Source organism: Psychrobacter vallis (genome assembly GCF_904846715.1).
In the GTDB taxonomy this organism is placed as follows: Bacteria; Pseudomonadota; Gammaproteobacteria; order Pseudomonadales; family Moraxellaceae; genus Psychrobacter; species Psychrobacter vallis.
In genome coordinates this window covers 49,359-66,702 of record NZ_CAJHBU010000010.1, presented here as the reverse complement: position 1 = coordinate 66,702, position 17,344 = coordinate 49,359, and the positions used below count along the sequence as shown (strand labels likewise).

The following is a 17,344-nucleotide window of genomic DNA, read 5'->3' as shown; positions in this document are numbered from 1 at the left end:
ACCATTATGAGCACCAGCTAATAATAGCTAGCTTATTACTAAAATTGTAAAGTGGAGATACCCCATGAAAAAACTACTTTTAGCTACAGCAGTTGCTGCCCTATCTGTATCTGCAGCCAATGCAGCGCCTACCGTTTATGGTAAAGCTTTTTTAGCGGCTGACTATGTCAATGCTGAGTTTGATGGTCCTGCTGGTAACATGTATGACGAAGATACAGTAGAGATTAACTCTCATGCTTCACGTATCGGCCTTAAAGGCTCTGAAGCCATGACTGCTAATACTGATGTTATCTATCAGTTAGAGTATGGCACACGTATTGATGGCGATAAAAACGGTTTCACTAACCGCGATACGTATCTTGGTGTTGTAAACAAACAGTTCGGTGAATTCCGTGTTGGTAAAAACCAATCAAGCTTGGCTAGAATTGACAACGTTGTTGTTAACCAAGGTTACTGGGATAACCTAGGTACTACCAAAAATGAAAACGAAGTTGTTGATGCGTTAAACATGGCGGATAGTAACCGTATCCCAAGTTCAATCATTTGGACTGCACCAAAATACGAAGGTCTACCATTGCAGCTTTCTGCTATGTATAGCTCTGACGATGCAAATGGTAATGACAATGCAGGTTTTGGTGTTGCTATGTTGTTTGATCAAGGTACTGGCTTCACAGCTGGTGTTGCATACGACAAAGATCAGAACATCGAGGGTGACATCATCCGTGGTACGGCTACTGTTGATTTAGGCAAATACATGGCTTATCCAGTACAGTTAGGCGCGCTATATCAAGTAGGTGATTATGACCACGCCTCTGAAAAAGAGAAAGGTCTAGTTATCAGTGCTCAAATGGGTCTAAATAACTTTGCCCGTCCAGCATCTGTATACGCACAGTACAACAAAACCGATAACTTAGATGGTCTTAACAATGCTGATTCAGACCAAATCGTTGTTGGTGGTAAATACATGTTTAAAGACAACATCATTGCTCATGCCTATGCTGGCGTAAACAATGCTGATAATGTTGGCTATTCATACTACGATGAAGGCACTAACGGTAACCCTGTACTTACTGGTGTAAGAGGCGATGCACAAGTAGTTGTAGTGGGTACTGGCCTAGAATACAAATTCTAATCTAACCATTAGAATCTGATTATAAAAAACTCATCCTTCGGGGTGAGTTTTTTTGTTATGACTTTTCTAAACAGATAGTAGGTCATAATAAATACGTACCAAAATAAAGAGTTTCAAAGAGTTTGTGTTTTTGCCCTATATTTTATGGCATATTTTTAGTAAAATCCTTCTTTACCAATTACCGACAGAATACTATGACCAAGTTTATATTTGTGACCGGTGGGGTAGTGTCCTCACTAGGAAAAGGTATCACCGCAGCCTCTCTTGCAGCGGTCTTAGAAGCCCGTGGCGTGACCGTTACGATGACCAAAATGGATCCGTACATCAACGTCGATCCCGGTACGATGAGTCCGTTTCAGCATGGTGAAGTGTTCGTGACTGAGGATGGCGCGGAGACAGATTTAGATTTGGGCTACTATGAGCGCTTTTTACGTCATTCAAAAATGAGCAAAAGCAATAACTTCACCAGTGGTCGCATCTATCAAAACGTGCTAAACAAAGAGCGCCGCGGTGAGTACCTTGGTGGTACGGTACAGGTTATTCCACATATTACTGATGAGATTAAAAGCAAAATCTTGGCCAGTGGCGTGGGCTACGATATTGCTATTATCGAGATTGGCGGTACTGTCGGTGACATCGAATCGTTGCCTTTTATGGAAGCGGTGCGCCAAATGCAAGTAGAGCTTGGTCGTAATAGAGCCATGCTGATGCATCTGACACTAGTGCCTTATATTGCGAGTGCAGGTGAAACCAAAACCAAGCCTACCCAGCATTCAGTGAAAGAGTTGCGCTCTATCGGTCTGCAACCTGATATCTTGATCTGCCGCTCTGATCATCATATCTCACAAGACAACCGTCGTAAGATTGCGCTGTTCACTAACGTCGAAGAGCGTGCGGTTATTATGTGTGAAGATGCACAAAGTATTTATCAAATTCCGCGGACGCTGCATGAGCAAGACCTTGATGACTTGGTCTGTGAGCGTTTCGGTCTTGATGTGCCAGAAGCAGACTTGAGCGATTGGGACAAAGTGGTTGAAGCTCAGCTCAATCCTGAATCAACGGTCACGGTAGCGATGGTTGGCAAATACGTCGAACTACCTGATGCCTATAAGTCTATTAATGAAGCCTTATTACATGCAGGTATCACTCATAAAGCCGATGTAAAAATCGACTATATCGATGCCGAGCTTTTAGAAAGTGATGCGCAGTTGTTTGCCCGTCTTCATGACGCCGATGCTATTTTAGTACCGGGCGGTTTTGGTGAGCGCGGTACCAATGGTAAGATAAAAGCCATCACTTATGCGCGTGAAAACAATGTCCCGTACTTGGGTATTTGTCTCGGTATGCAGCTGGCTGTGATTGAGTATGCGCGCAATGTACTGAAGATCGATGCCAACTCGTCTGAGTTTGATCGTAAGACAGCTGAGCCTATTATTGGTCTTATCACTGAATGGTTAGATGAGCGCGGTGAATTACAGATTCGCAGTGATGACTCAGACCTTGGTGGTACGATGCGTCTAGGCGCACAGCAAGCTGAGCTGGTTGCTGGTAGCAAACTAAGCCAAATCTATGGCGCAAGCAATATCACTGAGCGTCATCGTCATCGTTACGAGATGAACAATCGTTACATCGAGCCATTAGAGCAAGCAGGTATGACCATCTCAGGTTATTCTGCCAAGCAGCATTTGGTGGAGTCGGTTGAAGTGGCGGATCATCCATGGTTTATCGCAGTGCAGTTCCATCCAGAATTTACCAGCTCGCCACGTGGCGGTCATCCACTGTTTAACAGCTTTGTAAAAGCCGCAAAAAACTTTAGTGAAGCTAAGTAGTATTTAAATAAATCATTGTTAAAGTAGTACCACTCTATCTATCCTAAAAAAGACTGATCTTTGGATCGGTCTTTTTTTGCTTGTTTTTCAGTAAAGAGCATTGTTCGTTATACTCAGTTCAAAATAAAACCAATTCAGCTTGAATGGCACCTTGCTGAGATAATTTTCCTCGCTTGCTGTGTTTTCGCCGACAGAGGCTGCGAAAAATTCACTCCAGCAGTGCTATATTCTTTTGAAACTAAATTGGCTATATAATGATTCCTCTCAATTATATCTAATTACGCTTGCATACTTTTTTTAACCAAGCTATCGGTTACAATAGGGCATAGAAATATTGATAACAATAAAAAGGACAACGGCTTAATGGAAAATTTATTGACGGCACAATCACACATCGCGCTTAACACCCCTGACAATAAGACAATCAACATTGGTAACGATCAGCCTTTTGTATTATTTGGTGGAATGAATGTTTTAGAGTCTAAAGAACTGGCTTTTGAGATTGCGGAGCAATACATCGAGATATGCCAACGTTTGGGTATCGGCTATGTGTTCAAAGCCAGCTTTGACAAAGCCAATAGATCAAGCTTGCACTCTTATCGAGGTCCTGGACTCGCTCAGGGTATCGATTGGTTGGGTCAAATTAAAGAAAAGTTCCAAGTACCGATCATCACAGATGTGCACGAGCCACATCAAGCAGCCCCAGTGGCTGAAGTTGCTGATATTATTCAGCTGCCTGCGTTTTTGTCACGGCAGACGGATTTGGTGCATGCGATGGCCAAAACGGATGCGATTATTAATATTAAGAAAGCCCAGTTTTTAGCGCCACATGAGATGCGCCATATCGTCAATAAATGCCTTGAGGGTGGCAACGACAAGCTAATACTTTGCGAGCGCGGTAGTGCTTTTGGTTATAATAATCTGGTCGTTGATATGCTTGGTTTTGATACCATGAAGCAGATGGACATACCTGTCTTTTTTGATGTTACGCATAGTTTGCAGCAGCCAGGCGCGCGTAGTGATAGTGCGGGCGGACGCCGAGAGCAAATCACCACGCTGGCACGCGCAGGTATGGCAACAGGGTTGGCAGGGCTATTTTTAGAGGCGCACCCCAGTCCTGAGACTGCAAAATGCGATGGGCCTTGTGCCTTGAGAATGAGTCAACTAGAGCCATTTTTGCGGCAGCTCAAGCAGATTGATGATTTGGTTAAAGGTTTTGACGTACTCGATACGCATTAGTAAAGTAGGAGATAACACCATGGCGATAAAAATTGCACAGGTAAGTATTGAAAATATTAATGATGCGGAAGGGTTAGATAGCGTAATGACGGCGCTGCAAAACATTTCAGGTGTGACAGCTATTGAGCTGGATGCTGCCAGTCATATTGCGACTGTACGTTATGAGGATACAGATACTAGTATTCATGCGTTAACGGCGGCAATTAGTATGGTGGATTATGTGACTCAGCCATTCCCTATCGATGCACCGCAAAACCCACGCTATGATGATTGAGCCTTGTGGTTCATAGCAATACGACTTATGCTAGTTTAGTAATTGTATTTACAAATACTTAAAAGATAACGTTATTTATCAATAAACATAAGGAGCCTACCATGGCAGACCAAACCCGTATTATTAAAATCGACGGTATGACTTGTGGTGGTTGCGTAGCCAGCGTTTACAATGCCACCGCAGATATTGATGGTTTAAGTGCTATGAGCATTGAGCTTGCGGATAATCAAGCCACAGTCACTTTTGATGACAGTAAGACCAGTGCGGAAATCATTGCGGCGGCTATTGATGACGCTGGCTTTGATGCCACAGTCGCTAACGCATAGGTTTTGTTCTTTATTTAAAAAACCAGCTATCAGGGCTGGTTTTTTAGTGATTAAAAATTGGCTCTGCACTCTGACCTTTCTTAAAATGAATGAACTATAATTAAAGCATTTATAAATGAGTACAGTTTTAACCTTGCTTGCTGTACAACAGTACTATTTGCACTCGGTTGCCTTGCACCCACTTGAAAATGCCTCGATTATATAAGTGGTTCAAATAAAACCGATAGTTTTAGAACGTAATTGTTGTTTGATTTAAATCTCTCCACCCATTGTTGTTTTTATGGCTTATACCATTGTATAAACGCCATAACGAGTCCTATTTATGAATGATTCCCATACTGATAACCCTACCAATAACCAAAACACCTATGATGTCGATACCGATATTCAATCCAGTACGCGGCAATCGCCGCAGCGTGCGCATCTGCAACTGGCGATTGATGGAATGACGTGTCAGGCTTGTGCCTCGCGTATCGAGAAGGTACTGAACAAAAAGCCTTCGGTCTATGAAGTGAATGTGAACTTCGCAGGCGAGACAGCCAATGTGGATTATAATCCAACGCAGACGACGCCAGATGAAATCACAGAATGGGTGAACAAAACGGGTTTTGTCGCCAATTTGCAGGCAGCCGATAGCTTGTTTTCACAGACGGATGAAGACACAGCCACCCAGTATCCATGGCGATTGATTGGACTGTGGATTTGTTTGGTGCCATTCTTAATCGGTATGGCAGGCATGCTGACAGGTCAGGGTATGGCGTGGATGCCGCCCATTTGGCTGCAGTTTATTTTAGCGACAGTTGTACAATTTGGCTTTGCTTTACCATTTTATAAGAGTGCTTGGGCATCCATCAAAGGTGGTCTTGCCAATATGGATGTGTTGGTTGTTATTGGTACGGTGACTATTTGGGCATATTCGACATATTTGTGGCTCACTCATGGCGATGGTAGCTTAAACAGTTTGTTACAAAGCGGTCATGCTGGTCACAGTGCTAGTGATGGTCCAGCTGTATATTTTGAAGCTGGCGTTATGGTTATTGCTTTTGTGCGTACAGGCAAATATTTAGAGGAACGAACCAAAAAACACAGCCTAAACAGTATTGATTTATTATTGTCATTGACGCCTGATGAAGTCGAGCAGCAGCAAGCAAATGGTGACTTTCATAACGTTGCTCTGAAAGAGGTACAAATAGGTGATATCTTGCGCGCCAAGCAAGGCAGCCGCGTCGCCACTGATGGGTCGGTCATTGACGGTAGTGGCTGGTGTGTGGAGAGTCATTTAACAGGTGAGTCGGTACCACTCAAAAAAGACGTGGGCGATGGGCTGCTGGCAGGTGCCTTGGTAGAAAATGGTAGTTTATTATACCGCGTCAGTGCTAAAGGCAGCGATACTAAGCTGGGTGATATGGTACAAGCCCTGAGTGACGCGCAAGGGTCAAAAGCCAATTTGGCACGTCTTGCCGATAGAGTGACGGCTATCTTTGTGCCCGTTGTGGTTGCGATTGCCTTGGTTACTTTTGGTCTGACGTGGTGGCTCACGGGCATGATTGATACGGCTTTAATGCACGCGGTATCCGTATTGGTTATTGCATGTCCTTGTGCCCTTGGTTTGGCAACCCCAGCCGCTATTATGGCTGGCATGGGTGTGGCAGCGCGTCATGGTGTTTGGTTTAAAGACGCACAAAGCCTTGAGGCTGCGGGTAGTATTGATACAGTGGTGCTCGATAAAACAGGCACTTTGACCATTGGCAAACCTACAATCGTCAATGAATTAATGGTAGATAAGTCATTGGCAGTCGATGATGTATTGCAAATTGCTGCCAGTGTCGAGGCACATGCCAGCCATCCACTAGCAACGGCGCTCGTCAATGCGGCCACTGCGCGTCAATTGCCATTGTTAACTGTAAATGATATCAGTGTGGTCAAGGGTGCAGGTATTCAAGCAAATATCGAAGGACTTGGACTGGTAAAAGTTGGTACAGCAGAGTTTGCTAATTTGATCTTACCGAAGCTGATGCCAAAAGTATGGAACATCGCTAGTACTGTTGCGATTAGTATTAATGATGAACCTCTAGGTGCTTTTGCCTTAGCGGATGACCTAAAAGTTGATACGCCGCGGGCGATTACGGCGTTACAAGATGCTGGTATTAATGTTATTTTGATGAGCGGTGATAAGCAGTCTGTCGTCGATCATGTAGCAGGGCAGTTAGGTATTGACAAAGCTTATGGCAAAATGAGTCCACGCGACAAGGCCAGTCAAATCGCACTGCTACAAACGGCTGGTCACAAGGTTGCGATGGCGGGAGATGGTGTCAATGATGCGCCAGCGATGGCCACCGCTGATGCCAGTTTTGCTATGTTTGAAGGCACTGATGTGGCACAGCATAGTGCTTCTGCGCGCTTAATGGGTGAGTCACTGATGCATATCGATGCCGCGCAGAAGATTGCGCAAGCAACGTTACGTAATATCAAACAAAATCTGTTTTTTGCCTTTATTTATAACTGTCTCGGTATTCCGCTTGCCGCTTTTGGCTTTTTAAATCCGATGATTGCGGCGGCTGCTATGGCGCTTAGTTCCATCTCGGTTTTGATGAATGCGCTACGATTGACACGTTTTAAGACAGAGGTTGAGCTGGAGAATACGGTCTCTGCCTCTCATGCTAATAGAGATCATTTGGCTAAAGTATAAGCGCTGTATTAACTTTGTATCTTATGATACTTAAACGAGACCACCACAACTAATATTCGTGTCTCCAATAGTTTTTATCAGCGCAAGTCGGTGTAAGATAAGGGAAGTTTGATAAAATATATGCTATGATGCCAAGCACTATAGCCGACCATTAATATGCTTAATAACTCTTTGACTCCTATTTAAACTCTGCTTAAACCTATTTAAAAATAGTCATATGATAGAGAGTTTTGATGGGGTTTAGGCGTCTGTGCTATATGATATTTTGCTTTATCCTTTTTGTATTCTAGTTGCCGTTATTTATCCCACAAACTTGGCATGACCAAAGGAATTAACAGACATTATGTACGCTGAAGAAACCAACAACGTCACCGCAATTAAAGACATTCGTGCTCGTGAGATTTTAGACTCGCGCGGCAACCCAACCATTGAAGCCGATGTTATCTTAGCTGATGGTACTGTCGGACGTGCTGCTGCTCCAAGCGGCGCATCCACTGGATCACGTGAAGCGCTTGAACTGCGTGATGGCGATGAAGATCGCTACATGGGCAAAGGCGTGAAAAAAGCAGTGGCTAACGTCAACAGCCAAATACGCAGCGCTTTGATTGACAAAGACGTGACTGAGCAGCAAGGCATCGATAATGCGATGATTGCATTAGATGGGACAGAAAATAAAGGAAGCTTGGGCGCTAATGCCATGCTAGCCGTGTCACTAGCGACCGCCAAAGCAGCTGCTAAATCACAGAATTTGCCGTTGCACCAGTACATTGCTAACTTGCGTAATCAAACGTCTTTAACGATGCCTGTGCCAATGATGAATATCCTAAACGGCGGCGAGCACGCGGATAACACCGTTGATATTCAAGAATTTATGATTGAGCCAGTTGGGTTTTCGAGTTTTTCAGAAGCGCTGCGTGCTGGTACAGAGATTTTCCATAGCTTGAAGTCGGTTTTAAAATCACAAGGTCTAAATACAGCTGTTGGTGATGAAGGTGGTTTTGCACCAAACTTACGTAGCAATGAAGAAGCCATTACCGTCATTATGCAAGCGATTGAACAAGTCGGCTATAAGGCTGGTGAAGATATTCATCTTGCTTTAGATTGTGCAGCTAGTGAATTTTATAAAGACGGTCAATATATTTTGGCAGGCGAAGGTAATAAATCCTTTGACAGCCAAGGGTTCTCGGACTATTTGGTTGGGCTGGCACGTCAGTATCCTATTATCTCTATCGAAGATGGTCTTGACGAGTCCGATTGGGATGGTTGGAAGTATCTGACTGAGCAAATTGGTGATAAAGTCCAATTGGTCGGTGATGATCTGTTTGTGACCAATCCTGCTATCTTGCAAGAAGGGATTGATAAGCATATTGCCAATGCGATTTTGATTAAGTTTAACCAAATCGGCACATTGTCAGAAACGCTAGACGCGATTTATCTGGCGAAGAAAAACGGCTACGCGACCATTATCTCGCATCGTTCAGGTGAAACTGAAGACAGCACTATTGCAGATTTGGCAGTTGGTACTGCGGCGGGTCAGATCAAGACAGGCTCACTGTGCCGTTCAGACCGCGTTGCAAAATATAATCAGCTATTACGTATCGAGCAGCAAGTACGTGCAAGCTATCGTGGCCGTGAAGAATTTATTGGTTTGCGTGGTTAAGAAGCCTTGGTTCAGAAGCAAAAATTACCGCTAACGCTAGGCATTAGGTAACCATTGATAGGTAACTAATGTGATTATGTACTGCCTAGTAAGCTTAGTGGGCTCTATTTTATTATCTCTTTATCGTTTGGCGTTATCTTCTTATGAAATACTTTAGTCAATTTATGCTGCTTGCTTTAGCTGTTGCCGTCTTATTAGGATTGCAATATCAGTACTGGCTGGGCGAAAACGGTCGATTTGAACATAATAAACTGATGACTCAGATTGAAGAGCAACAAGGCCTAAACGAAAACCAAGTCACCGCAAACAACTTATTACGTACCGATGTGTATGATTTAAAAAACGGTCTTGAGGCAGTAGAAGAACACGCCCGTCTGGATTTGGGCTTGATTAAGCCGAATGAAACGTTTGTACAAGTATCAACCGCACCCATCACACACAGTCGTTATTAGTTTTTTATGACGTTATGTTGCTCTCTGTTGTCTATGATAGAGAGATGATTCATCTTTAATGCGTTTTCTATTTTAGCTTGTCCTTGTTCTCAACCACACCGTCATGGGTTTCAGCCATGAGTACTGCCTTATGAATAGCAAACTTAATATACATGCCATGATTGTCGCTGCTGGTCGCGGCAGTCGTTTTGGTTCGTCTATCGCTAAGCAATATACCATGCTGCAAGGGCAGACATTGCTACAGCATAGCGTGGCACGGCTTGCTTGTAGCGCTTATATTGATCAATGCCTATTAGTGGTTGCAGCAGATGATAGCACTGTGCAAACATTAGATTTTGCACTTCCTATACAGTATGCGATTGGGGGTGCTGAGCGTTGGCAGTCTGTACAGGCAGGGGTAGAGTCGATTGCTAACACAGGAGCCGACGATTCAGATTTGGTACTGATCCATGATGCTGCACGCCCTGCTGTACCCATTCAAGACATTGACCAAGTCATTAGAGCCGCTATGGTAGAGCCTTATGGGGCGATTTTGGCGACACCAGTTGCCGATACTCTAAAACAGTCTTACACACAGTCTAATGCTCAATCTGAGGTTGCCAATGACGATATAAGGCAGACTTCATACTCTTATATCAAACACACAATCGACCGCATTAATACGTGGCAAGCCCAAACCCCGCAAGTATTTCGATTAGGTCAGCTAAAAGCCGTATTACATTATGTTTCTGAGTATCAACTTGATATTACCGATGAAGCCAGCGCTTTTGAATACTTAGATTTACCGATTCGGCTAGTGACTGGCAGTCGCCAAAACATCAAGCTCACTTATCCTGATGATGCTGTCTTGCTAGCAGCGATTCTGGCTGCCCAATCATAATTGCTCTACAGTATTTTGTATAACTCTTACATCTCTACTATTCTCTATTGTCTTCGATTTTGCCATTCCATAAAATTGTCTCGTTTATTCAAATTATAGTCAAAGCATTTATAAATGAGTACGGTGTTAACCTTGCTTGCTGTATAACGGTACTATCTGCACTTGGCTGCCTTGTACTCACTTTAAACTGCCTCGACTATACATTTTCTTTTTCAGTTCCGTAAAATGTTTCCAGTTATTCTGCTACTACTGACCAAAACATATGCCAAAAGCATATGCATAGGAACGTTAGTTATCCTTAAGTAATAATAATCAATCTATTCATATAAACATATGTTGCTTTGGTGACCGAACTGGCTTATGATGTAACCAACTTAATACAATTAATATAAACATTATAAAATCAATACTATAGCAAGCCGATTTGATACTTTCAAAGGTTCTATCTTTATGTTTTTTTCTAAAGTTAATATGGTTGTTCTAGCTACACATACCTAATAATAGGGAGAAACTGATTGTCAACAGCTAATGATGCTAAAAACCCAGTAATAACGGATCTCTGCCAGCTTGTATATCTGAGCCACATTACTTCGACTGGTCTTTCAAATGCCAGCACACTTAATGACATCGCAGAAATCTCAATTAAGAATAACAATATCGATAATATTACTGGTATTCTTTGCTACGGCAATGGCTACTTTTTGCAATGTGTAGAAGGTACTGAGCAAGTATTGACCAATCTCAAGAATCGTTTATTGGTAGATGAGCGACATAAAGATTTAACGATATTAGATTTTTCAGTTATCGCTGAGCGCCGTTTTTCTGGTTGGTCACTACGCTCTATCACACTTGAGCGTTGGATGGTTAACGAGCCTAAGCTCAAGTCATTTATGCCCTTTAAGCCTGATCTTTGGGAAGCTGATGAGTGTCAGCAGTTCCTAGATATTTTGCAAAGCTATTATGATGAAGAAGTCAGAAGTGGTGATACGGATTCTCAGCCTATAAAATATAGTACGCTGGGTATAACGTTGGGTAAAGTGGTAGGGCAGCATCAAGCTTTTTTCTTGATTCAGGCTATATTGGGTGGATTGATCGTATTGGCGTTGCTTTGGTTGATACTGTAACGCAAGATTTGAGAGCAGTGATAAGCGGGTAATATTTAAATAAAACAGTCAGCATTCTATGCTGACTGTTTTGGTATATTCAAAGTGAAAGTGTTGAAATGAAAGCGTTGAAGCCTAAAACCTTTGCTGAGTATAAGAAATGAGCAGGCATAAAAAAAGCCCAATCACGATATGTTGTGATTGGGCTTTTTCGTTGGTACGCTTAACAGTCTTATATAATGCTTTACGGCAATATTGCTAATAAGTGACGCCAAATAGTGGCGTCCCCAGGGGGATTCGAACCCCCGTTACCGCCGTGAAAGGGCAGTGTCCTAGGCCTCTAGACGATGGGGACTAGTATAACAACACTTCAACTGCTTTCACCGTTTATGCTGAAGTGGTGCGTATTCTAATGGTGTCTGCGTTTTCTGTCAAGCCTTTTTCTACGTCTTTTTAAAATTAAATATCTTTTTTTGATGGCGCGGCGAGGATGCAAATCGTTGCGCTTTAAATGATACCGAATCCATAAAGAAGTACACGCGCTGATAGTCAATGCTAGCAACATATAACCAATGATTGTGCCCCATAATTTTAGCTGTGGATCCATGATAAAGTCCCTCCTATTAAGCCTCGATAGCATTTGCTAATAAGACATCGCGAGCAACTTAAACCATCTATGGGATATAACTAATGCAGCGCTTGAGCGCGATACCGTATTATCAGGTAACTCATACGGATTGTCTAAAAGTATGACACCTAAAAAATATGAAATACTGCCATCTATGTATCTTGATATCAATCATATCCCTATTGATTGTCAAAGCAAGATGTCAAAGTCATCAAGTATTACAAATAGCACTATTATGTATGGTTAGCAACCTATGATATGTGACTTATTTATTATCAGTCAGTTCTTCACTGGTTTGCTCAGCATGCATCGCATTAGACAGCATAGGGTAGTGATTGAGAATATAACAAAATAGCTCAGCAGTTTTTTGCGTATCATATAAAGCGGAGTGTGCATCTTTACCATCAAAATCCAGCCCCGCTGCCTTACAGGCACGTGCTAGCACTGTTTGACCAAACGCTAGTGCCGATAGGGTCACGGTATCAAACACTGAAAAATTATGAAAAGGGTTGTGGTTTTTGCTATTGGTACGTAGCACGGCCGCGTTTAAAAACGCTAAGTCAAAATGGGCATTGTGGCCGATCAAGACGCATTGACGGCAGTCTTCCTCACGGCGTACTTCTTTTAAGCCCTTAAAAATGCGGCGCAATGCTGTTTTTTCATCTTCAGCAATCGCTTTACGCAGTGGGTTTTTAGGATCGATACCAGTAAAGGCTAGCGCACTTGGTTCTAAATTTGCGCCTTCAAAGGGTTCTATATGGGCATTAAGTGCCTCGCCCGGATAAAATACGCCCTGTTCATCAAGTAATATGGGAATACAGGCAATTTCTAATAAAGCATCGGTTTGAGCATTAAAACCGGCTGTCTCAACGTCGACGACGACAGGTAGAAACTTACGGAAACGGTCTTTTAAGCCCATCGGCGCTTGTTCGTCCGCTGCGGTATCTTCAGTATGCACGCTTGAAGCACTATTAAGACTCTCCTCTACGTTCTTTGATGAGTTGTCGTCAGGTAAGGCGGCATCGTTTTGAGTGGTCATATCAGGTTAAGTCGCTTTTATCAGTCGTAACGTTATATTGAATTAAAAAATAAGCATCCTATGATAAAAGCCACACCGCTTACTATAAAGGTGTTGTTTCTATCATAGGATAAAATAAAGGAGATATTACTTAGTCAGGCTTATGCCTTAATAGACCAAGGCAGCATCTCGCCAGCCATCAGCGGGGTCAGTGAACCACCGTCAAAATAAGGATAGTCTGCTGGTACTTGCATAGGCGTGTTGACAAGGGTAACGGTACTTTCATTTAATGGTAGACCATAAAACTGAGCGCCGAAACGACTGGCAAAGCCTTCTAACTTGTCTATTTTGCCGACACTATCAAAAGCGGTGGCGTATAGTGGTAAGGCAGTTGCAGCGCTATAACAGCCCGCACAGCCGCAAGCTGCTTCTTTTTTATCCGTCGCATGGGGAGCGGAGTCAGTACCCAAAAAGAACTTTGGATTACCACTGGTCGCAACATCCAATAACACTCTTTGATGGCTTTCGCGCTTTAAGATAGGTAAGCAATAAAAATGCGGCTTGATACCACCAACCAATAGGTGGTTGCGGTTGAACATCAAATGTTGCGGGGTAATAGTAGCAGCAACATGGTTACCTTGAGCCAATACAAAGTCTGCGGCATCACTAGTGGTTATATGCTCTACCACGATTTTTAATGTGGGGAATTTTAGGATAATTTGCGCCAATACTTCATCTAAAAAACGCTTTTCACGATCAAAAATATCGACATGATCTTGTGTCACTTCGCCATGGATTAATAATGGCAGATTGTGTTTTTCTAGTGCTTCAAACACGTCGACACAGGCGTTGATGTTGGTGACACCATCTGCTGAATTGGTAGTCGCCCCAGCAGGATAAAGCTTGACCGCTTGTACGATCCCTGATTGTGCGGCCAACTCGATATCTTGGGCAGTGGTATTGTCTGTCAAATATAAGGTCATACGCGGATCAAAGGCTGATTGTCGCTCAAGGCTCAAATCACTCGCTGCCAAATGATCCATGATACGTGCGCGGTAAGCACGTGCATCATGAGCATTCTTGACGGGCGGTACAAGGTTTGGCATACAGATCACACGGTTAAAGCTACTTGCTGCATGGGGTACGGTCGTGCTCAAAGCTTGATCGTCGCGCAAGTGAATATGCCAATCGTCTGGCTGAAGGATGGTCAATTCTCTAATCGAATCAGTCATAGTGTCAAAGCGCTCTATATCGTCAAATAAAGGAAACAAAAGGGAGTGATACTGTGCGACTATCATAACAGATTTGCCCACTTGACTAAATATAAGGCGAAATATCTGTACATAATTCAGGGAGCACTATCTAACCCTTTGTCATTAGACAACGCCTAAATACTGATAGTATAAAATAACCTCGTTTGAAATTTAAGCCAAAAGCACACGCCTTATGGCAGTTAGACTTTTGCCTATAGTAAATATGATGTACACTGACTAAGCAATTTATCTTTTTATTTACATTTAGTGCTTTTATCAACACTACATTCTCATAACAGGAGTTATTCATGGCTCAACTTGATCCAAAAAATATTAATAAAATCGTATTGGCATATTCAGGTGGTCTTGATACCTCAATCATCGCTAAATGGCTGCAAGAAACCTATGACGCGGAAGTGATTACTTTTACCGCTGATATCGGCCAAGGCGAAGAAGTTGAGCCAGCACGAGCCAAAGCTCAGGCGATGGGTATCAAGCATATCCATATCGAAGATTTGCGTGAAGAGTTTGCCCGTGATTACGTATTCCCTATGTTCCGTGCCAATGCCATCTATGAAGGTGAGTATTTACTCGGTACTTCTATCGCTCGTCCGCTCATCGCTAAGCGTTTGGTCGAGATTGCTAAAGAGCACAACGCCGATGCCATCAGTCATGGTGCGACTGGTAAAGGAAATGATCAAGTGCGTTTTGAGCTGGGCGCTGTGGCCTTATCGCCAGATGTTGTAACGATTGCACCTTGGCGTGAGTGGGATTTATCGAGCCGCGAAAGCTTGATGGAATATGCCAAAGAGCATGATATTGCCATTGATTATGCTGGCAATAAGAAAAAATCTCCTTATTCAATGGATGCCAACTTACTCCATATCTCTTATGAAGGCGGTGTTCTAGAAGATCCGTATGCTGAAGCTGAAGATGATATGTGGCGGTGGTCAGTTAGCCCAGAAGAAGCGCCTGACGAAGCACAGTATCTAGAATTAGAATACGAAAAAGGTGATATCGTTGCCATCGACGGTGAGACGCTTAAACCTTATGAAGTTATGATTAAGCTGAACGAAATTGGTGGAAAGCATGGTATTGGTCGTTTAGATATCGTCGAAAACCGTTACGTCGGTATGAAATCACGTGGCTGCTACGAGACGCCAGCTGGTAACATTATGCTAAAAGCGCATCGCGGTATTGAGTCACTAACGCTTGACCGTGAAGCGGCGCATTTAAAAGATGAGCTGATGCCACGCTATGCAAAAATCATCTATAATGGCTATTGGTTCAGCCCTGAGCGTATGATGTTGCAGGCATTGATTGACAAATCACAAGAATATGTCAACGGTACGGTACGCGTAAAATTATACAAAGGTGCTGTGAGCGTTGTTGGTCGTAAGTCAGATGATTCGTTATTTGACGAAAAAATCGCCACTTTCGAAGATGATGCGGGCGCTTATGATCAAAAAGATGCAGAAGGCTTTATCCGTCTAAATGGTTTACGTTTGGCCATTGAAGCCAGCCGTGGTCGCGACTTATCAAAGTAAACTTTTAAACGACCTTATGGTTGAGTAGACGTTAATCAATAAAAAAACAGAGGCCTATATAAATAGCGCCTCTGTTTTTTTTGTTATACATTTTACTTATCTTGTGCGCTTTCAGTGCTAGGTTCATCATCATCTATCATCACAATAGCGACATCTTGCTGCTGATGTTCTTTGATAATATCTTGCTCTAACACCTCGGCTGTTGCAAACGTGGCGCCATTAGATTTTTGTATTTGATATTTGAGGGTCGCCAGCGCCCCAAGTATACCGATGACCAAAATAATAATGAGAATCACTGGATTTTTCCAGAGAGGTGTCGCTGCGTCATATTCAATCGGTTTTTCACTAATGGTTGACGGCGTGTTTTCGCTGTTACCACCGAGCAATCCCAAACTTACCAAAGGCGGTTTTGGGGGGCTGGCAGGTTCAGAGTTAATGCGTAGTCGATGTCGGCTCAGATAAATGTCAGATATTTTTGCCAGCTGCAATAACCAGCGCTGATGCGGCAAGGCAATCGCATGCATTTCTGCAAATACCAGCATGTCATTGTGACGTCCTTGTTGTAAATTGTCGGGTGAGCGACCGATCGCTTTTAAGTAGTTGCCAGTTGCCAACTGCATGTCTTGTACTGGCTGATGATTTTCAGGTTTAAATGAGGTCAACTCATACCAGTAAGGGTCGAAAGGTGGTGGCGTATTTTCTGCTGGTGATGCGGACTCTTGATTATGATTTGTCTGTTTTAAGTCGCCATCGATAGAGGCTAAATGGGGCTCACTCGCTATAAAGCGTGCTGCTGACAAAAACTGTGGCTGCAATGCAAACCATTTATTCAATTCATTATTATCAAGTTGGCTATATTCAGCCAATATCGCCAATTCACGTAGGACGATCACACACAAAGAGGTTAGTAAAATTTGGACTTGTTGCGTCGTCGCACCAATCTGTGCGGCAATGTGATCGCTGGCTTTGATCACGCGAGCGTTATCATAAAATATTGCGTCAGCGGCATCATGACGATGATATAGTGTCGCATTGATGGTCATAAAGTTCATAGAATTATATTGCCGTAACTCTTTGACCGCTGCACGTCCAAACAGTTTTTTGCTGACGACTGGCCCTTGCTGCTGCTGATAGGCAAGCAAGCCACTAATGATGGCCTGTAAACTGGCATCCATGGCCAAACGTGCCTGTGGTAATGACAGCTGGGCGGCATCTGCCAACAATGACAGCATAGGAATGGTATCTTGATATAGAAAATCATACATCGACACACGTGTCGGTGAAATAGTCGTCATAATTTGCTAGCATTAAAAA

The 17,344-nt window shown here is 43.1% G+C and carries 14 protein-coding genes and 1 tRNA gene; 11 read left to right on the top strand and 4 right to left on the bottom strand.

Annotated features, from left to right (window positions below; translation table 11 throughout):
• Window positions 1-64: 64 nt before the first annotated feature.
• The 10 genes from JMY02_RS08075 (at window position 65) to JMY02_RS08030 (ending at window position 11,605) form a co-directional block, all read left to right on the top strand.
• A complete protein-coding gene (locus JMY02_RS08075) occupies window positions 65-1,132 on the top strand; it encodes a porin (protein WP_201597020.1) in 1,068 nt (355 codons plus the stop codon).
• 194 nt (window positions 1,133-1,326) lie between these two features.
• Complete coding sequence (locus JMY02_RS08070) at window positions 1,327-2,961, top strand: CTP synthase (RefSeq protein ID WP_201597018.1); 1,635 nt, start codon at window positions 1,327-1,329, stop codon at window positions 2,959-2,961.
• Between the two features lie 363 nt (window positions 2,962-3,324).
• On the top strand, window positions 3,325-4,200 hold the full coding sequence (gene kdsA, locus JMY02_RS08065) for a 3-deoxy-8-phosphooctulonate synthase (protein ID WP_201597016.1): 876 nt from the start codon (window positions 3,325-3,327) through the stop codon (window positions 4,198-4,200).
• 19 nt (window positions 4,201-4,219) lie between these two features.
• Window positions 4,220-4,474: a heavy-metal-associated domain-containing protein gene (locus JMY02_RS08060; RefSeq protein WP_201597014.1), complete on the top strand. Its 255-nt coding sequence runs from the start codon at window positions 4,220-4,222 to the stop codon at window positions 4,472-4,474.
• Window positions 4,475-4,575: 101 nt separating this feature from the next.
• The gene (locus JMY02_RS08055; RefSeq protein ID WP_201597012.1) at window positions 4,576-4,800 is read left to right on the top strand and encodes a heavy-metal-associated domain-containing protein; all 225 of its coding nucleotides are present in this window, start codon (window positions 4,576-4,578) and stop codon (window positions 4,798-4,800) included.
• 322 nt (window positions 4,801-5,122) lie between these two features.
• On the top strand, window positions 5,123-7,489 hold the full coding sequence (locus tag JMY02_RS08050; RefSeq protein ID WP_201597010.1) for a heavy metal translocating P-type ATPase: 2,367 nt from the start codon (window positions 5,123-5,125) through the stop codon (window positions 7,487-7,489).
• A 343-nt stretch (window positions 7,490-7,832) separates the two neighbouring features.
• Window positions 7,833-9,149, top strand: a complete 1,317-nt coding sequence (gene eno, locus JMY02_RS08045) for a phosphopyruvate hydratase (RefSeq protein ID WP_201597008.1) — start codon at window positions 7,833-7,835, stop codon at window positions 9,147-9,149.
• Window positions 9,150-9,292: 143 nt separating this feature from the next.
• Window positions 9,293-9,601: an FtsB family cell division protein gene (locus JMY02_RS08040; RefSeq protein WP_021812949.1), complete on the top strand. Its 309-nt coding sequence runs from the start codon at window positions 9,293-9,295 to the stop codon at window positions 9,599-9,601.
• Window positions 9,602-9,731: 130 nt separating this feature from the next.
• On the top strand, window positions 9,732-10,481 hold the full coding sequence (ispD, locus tag JMY02_RS08035; protein ID WP_227678448.1) for a 2-C-methyl-D-erythritol 4-phosphate cytidylyltransferase: 750 nt from the start codon (window positions 9,732-9,734) through the stop codon (window positions 10,479-10,481).
• A 515-nt stretch (window positions 10,482-10,996) separates the two neighbouring features.
• Window positions 10,997-11,605 (top strand): BLUF domain-containing protein, encoded by a 609-nt coding sequence (locus tag JMY02_RS08030; RefSeq protein ID WP_201597004.1) that lies wholly within the window; start codon window positions 10,997-10,999, stop codon window positions 11,603-11,605.
• A gap of 258 nt (window positions 11,606-11,863) precedes the next feature.
• Here the strand turns inward: JMY02_RS08030 and JMY02_RS08025 are convergent.
• From JMY02_RS08025 to pyrC, 3 genes are all read right to left on the bottom strand, one after another.
• Window positions 11,864-11,939 (bottom strand) — tRNA-Glu (locus tag JMY02_RS08025).
• A 538-nt stretch (window positions 11,940-12,477) separates the two neighbouring features.
• Window positions 12,478-13,131, bottom strand: coding sequence for a ribonuclease T (gene rnt, locus JMY02_RS08020; RefSeq protein WP_201597109.1), 654 nt, complete (start codon window positions 13,129-13,131; stop codon window positions 12,478-12,480).
• 260 nt (window positions 13,132-13,391) lie between these two features.
• Window positions 13,392-14,462: a dihydroorotase gene (gene pyrC, locus JMY02_RS08015; protein ID WP_201597002.1), complete on the bottom strand. Its 1,071-nt coding sequence runs from the start codon at window positions 14,460-14,462 to the stop codon at window positions 13,392-13,394.
• 329 nt (window positions 14,463-14,791) lie between these two features.
• Between pyrC and JMY02_RS08010 the strand changes: the two genes are divergently transcribed.
• A complete protein-coding gene (locus JMY02_RS08010; protein WP_201597000.1) occupies window positions 14,792-16,030 on the top strand; it encodes an argininosuccinate synthase in 1,239 nt (412 codons plus the stop codon).
• Window positions 16,031-16,122: 92 nt separating this feature from the next.
• Here the strand turns inward: JMY02_RS08010 and JMY02_RS08005 are convergent, their stop codons facing one another.
• Window positions 16,123-17,325, bottom strand: coding sequence for a hypothetical protein (locus JMY02_RS08005; RefSeq protein WP_201596999.1), 1,203 nt, complete (start codon window positions 17,323-17,325; stop codon window positions 16,123-16,125).
• Window positions 17,326-17,344 lie beyond the last annotated feature (19 nt).

Coding starts and splice junctions, on each gene's coding strand:
- JMY02_RS08075 (WP_201597020.1), top strand. CDS start 65: ATGAAAAAACTACTTTTAGCTACAGCAGTTGCTGCCCTATCTGTATCT.
- JMY02_RS08070 (WP_201597018.1), top strand. CDS start 1,327: ATGACCAAGTTTATATTTGTGACCGGTGGGGTAGTGTCCTCACTAGGA.
- kdsA (WP_201597016.1), top strand. CDS start 3,325: ATGGAAAATTTATTGACGGCACAATCACACATCGCGCTTAACACCCCT.
- JMY02_RS08060 (WP_201597014.1), top strand. CDS start 4,220: ATGGCGATAAAAATTGCACAGGTAAGTATTGAAAATATTAATGATGCG.
- JMY02_RS08055 (WP_201597012.1), top strand. CDS start 4,576: ATGGCAGACCAAACCCGTATTATTAAAATCGACGGTATGACTTGTGGT.
- JMY02_RS08050 (WP_201597010.1), top strand. CDS start 5,123: ATGAATGATTCCCATACTGATAACCCTACCAATAACCAAAACACCTAT.
- eno (WP_201597008.1), top strand. CDS start 7,833: ATGTACGCTGAAGAAACCAACAACGTCACCGCAATTAAAGACATTCGT.
- JMY02_RS08040 (WP_021812949.1), top strand. CDS start 9,293: ATGAAATACTTTAGTCAATTTATGCTGCTTGCTTTAGCTGTTGCCGTC.
- ispD (WP_227678448.1), top strand. CDS start 9,732: ATGAATAGCAAACTTAATATACATGCCATGATTGTCGCTGCTGGTCGC.
- rnt (WP_201597109.1), bottom strand. CDS start 13,131: ATGGGCTTAAAAGACCGTTTCCGTAAGTTTCTACCTGTCGTCGTCGAC.
- pyrC (WP_201597002.1), bottom strand. CDS start 14,462: ATGACTGATTCGATTAGAGAATTGACCATCCTTCAGCCAGACGATTGG.
- JMY02_RS08010 (WP_201597000.1), top strand. CDS start 14,792: ATGGCTCAACTTGATCCAAAAAATATTAATAAAATCGTATTGGCATAT.
- JMY02_RS08005 (WP_201596999.1), bottom strand. CDS start 17,325: ATGACGACTATTTCACCGACACGTGTGTCGATGTATGATTTTCTATAT.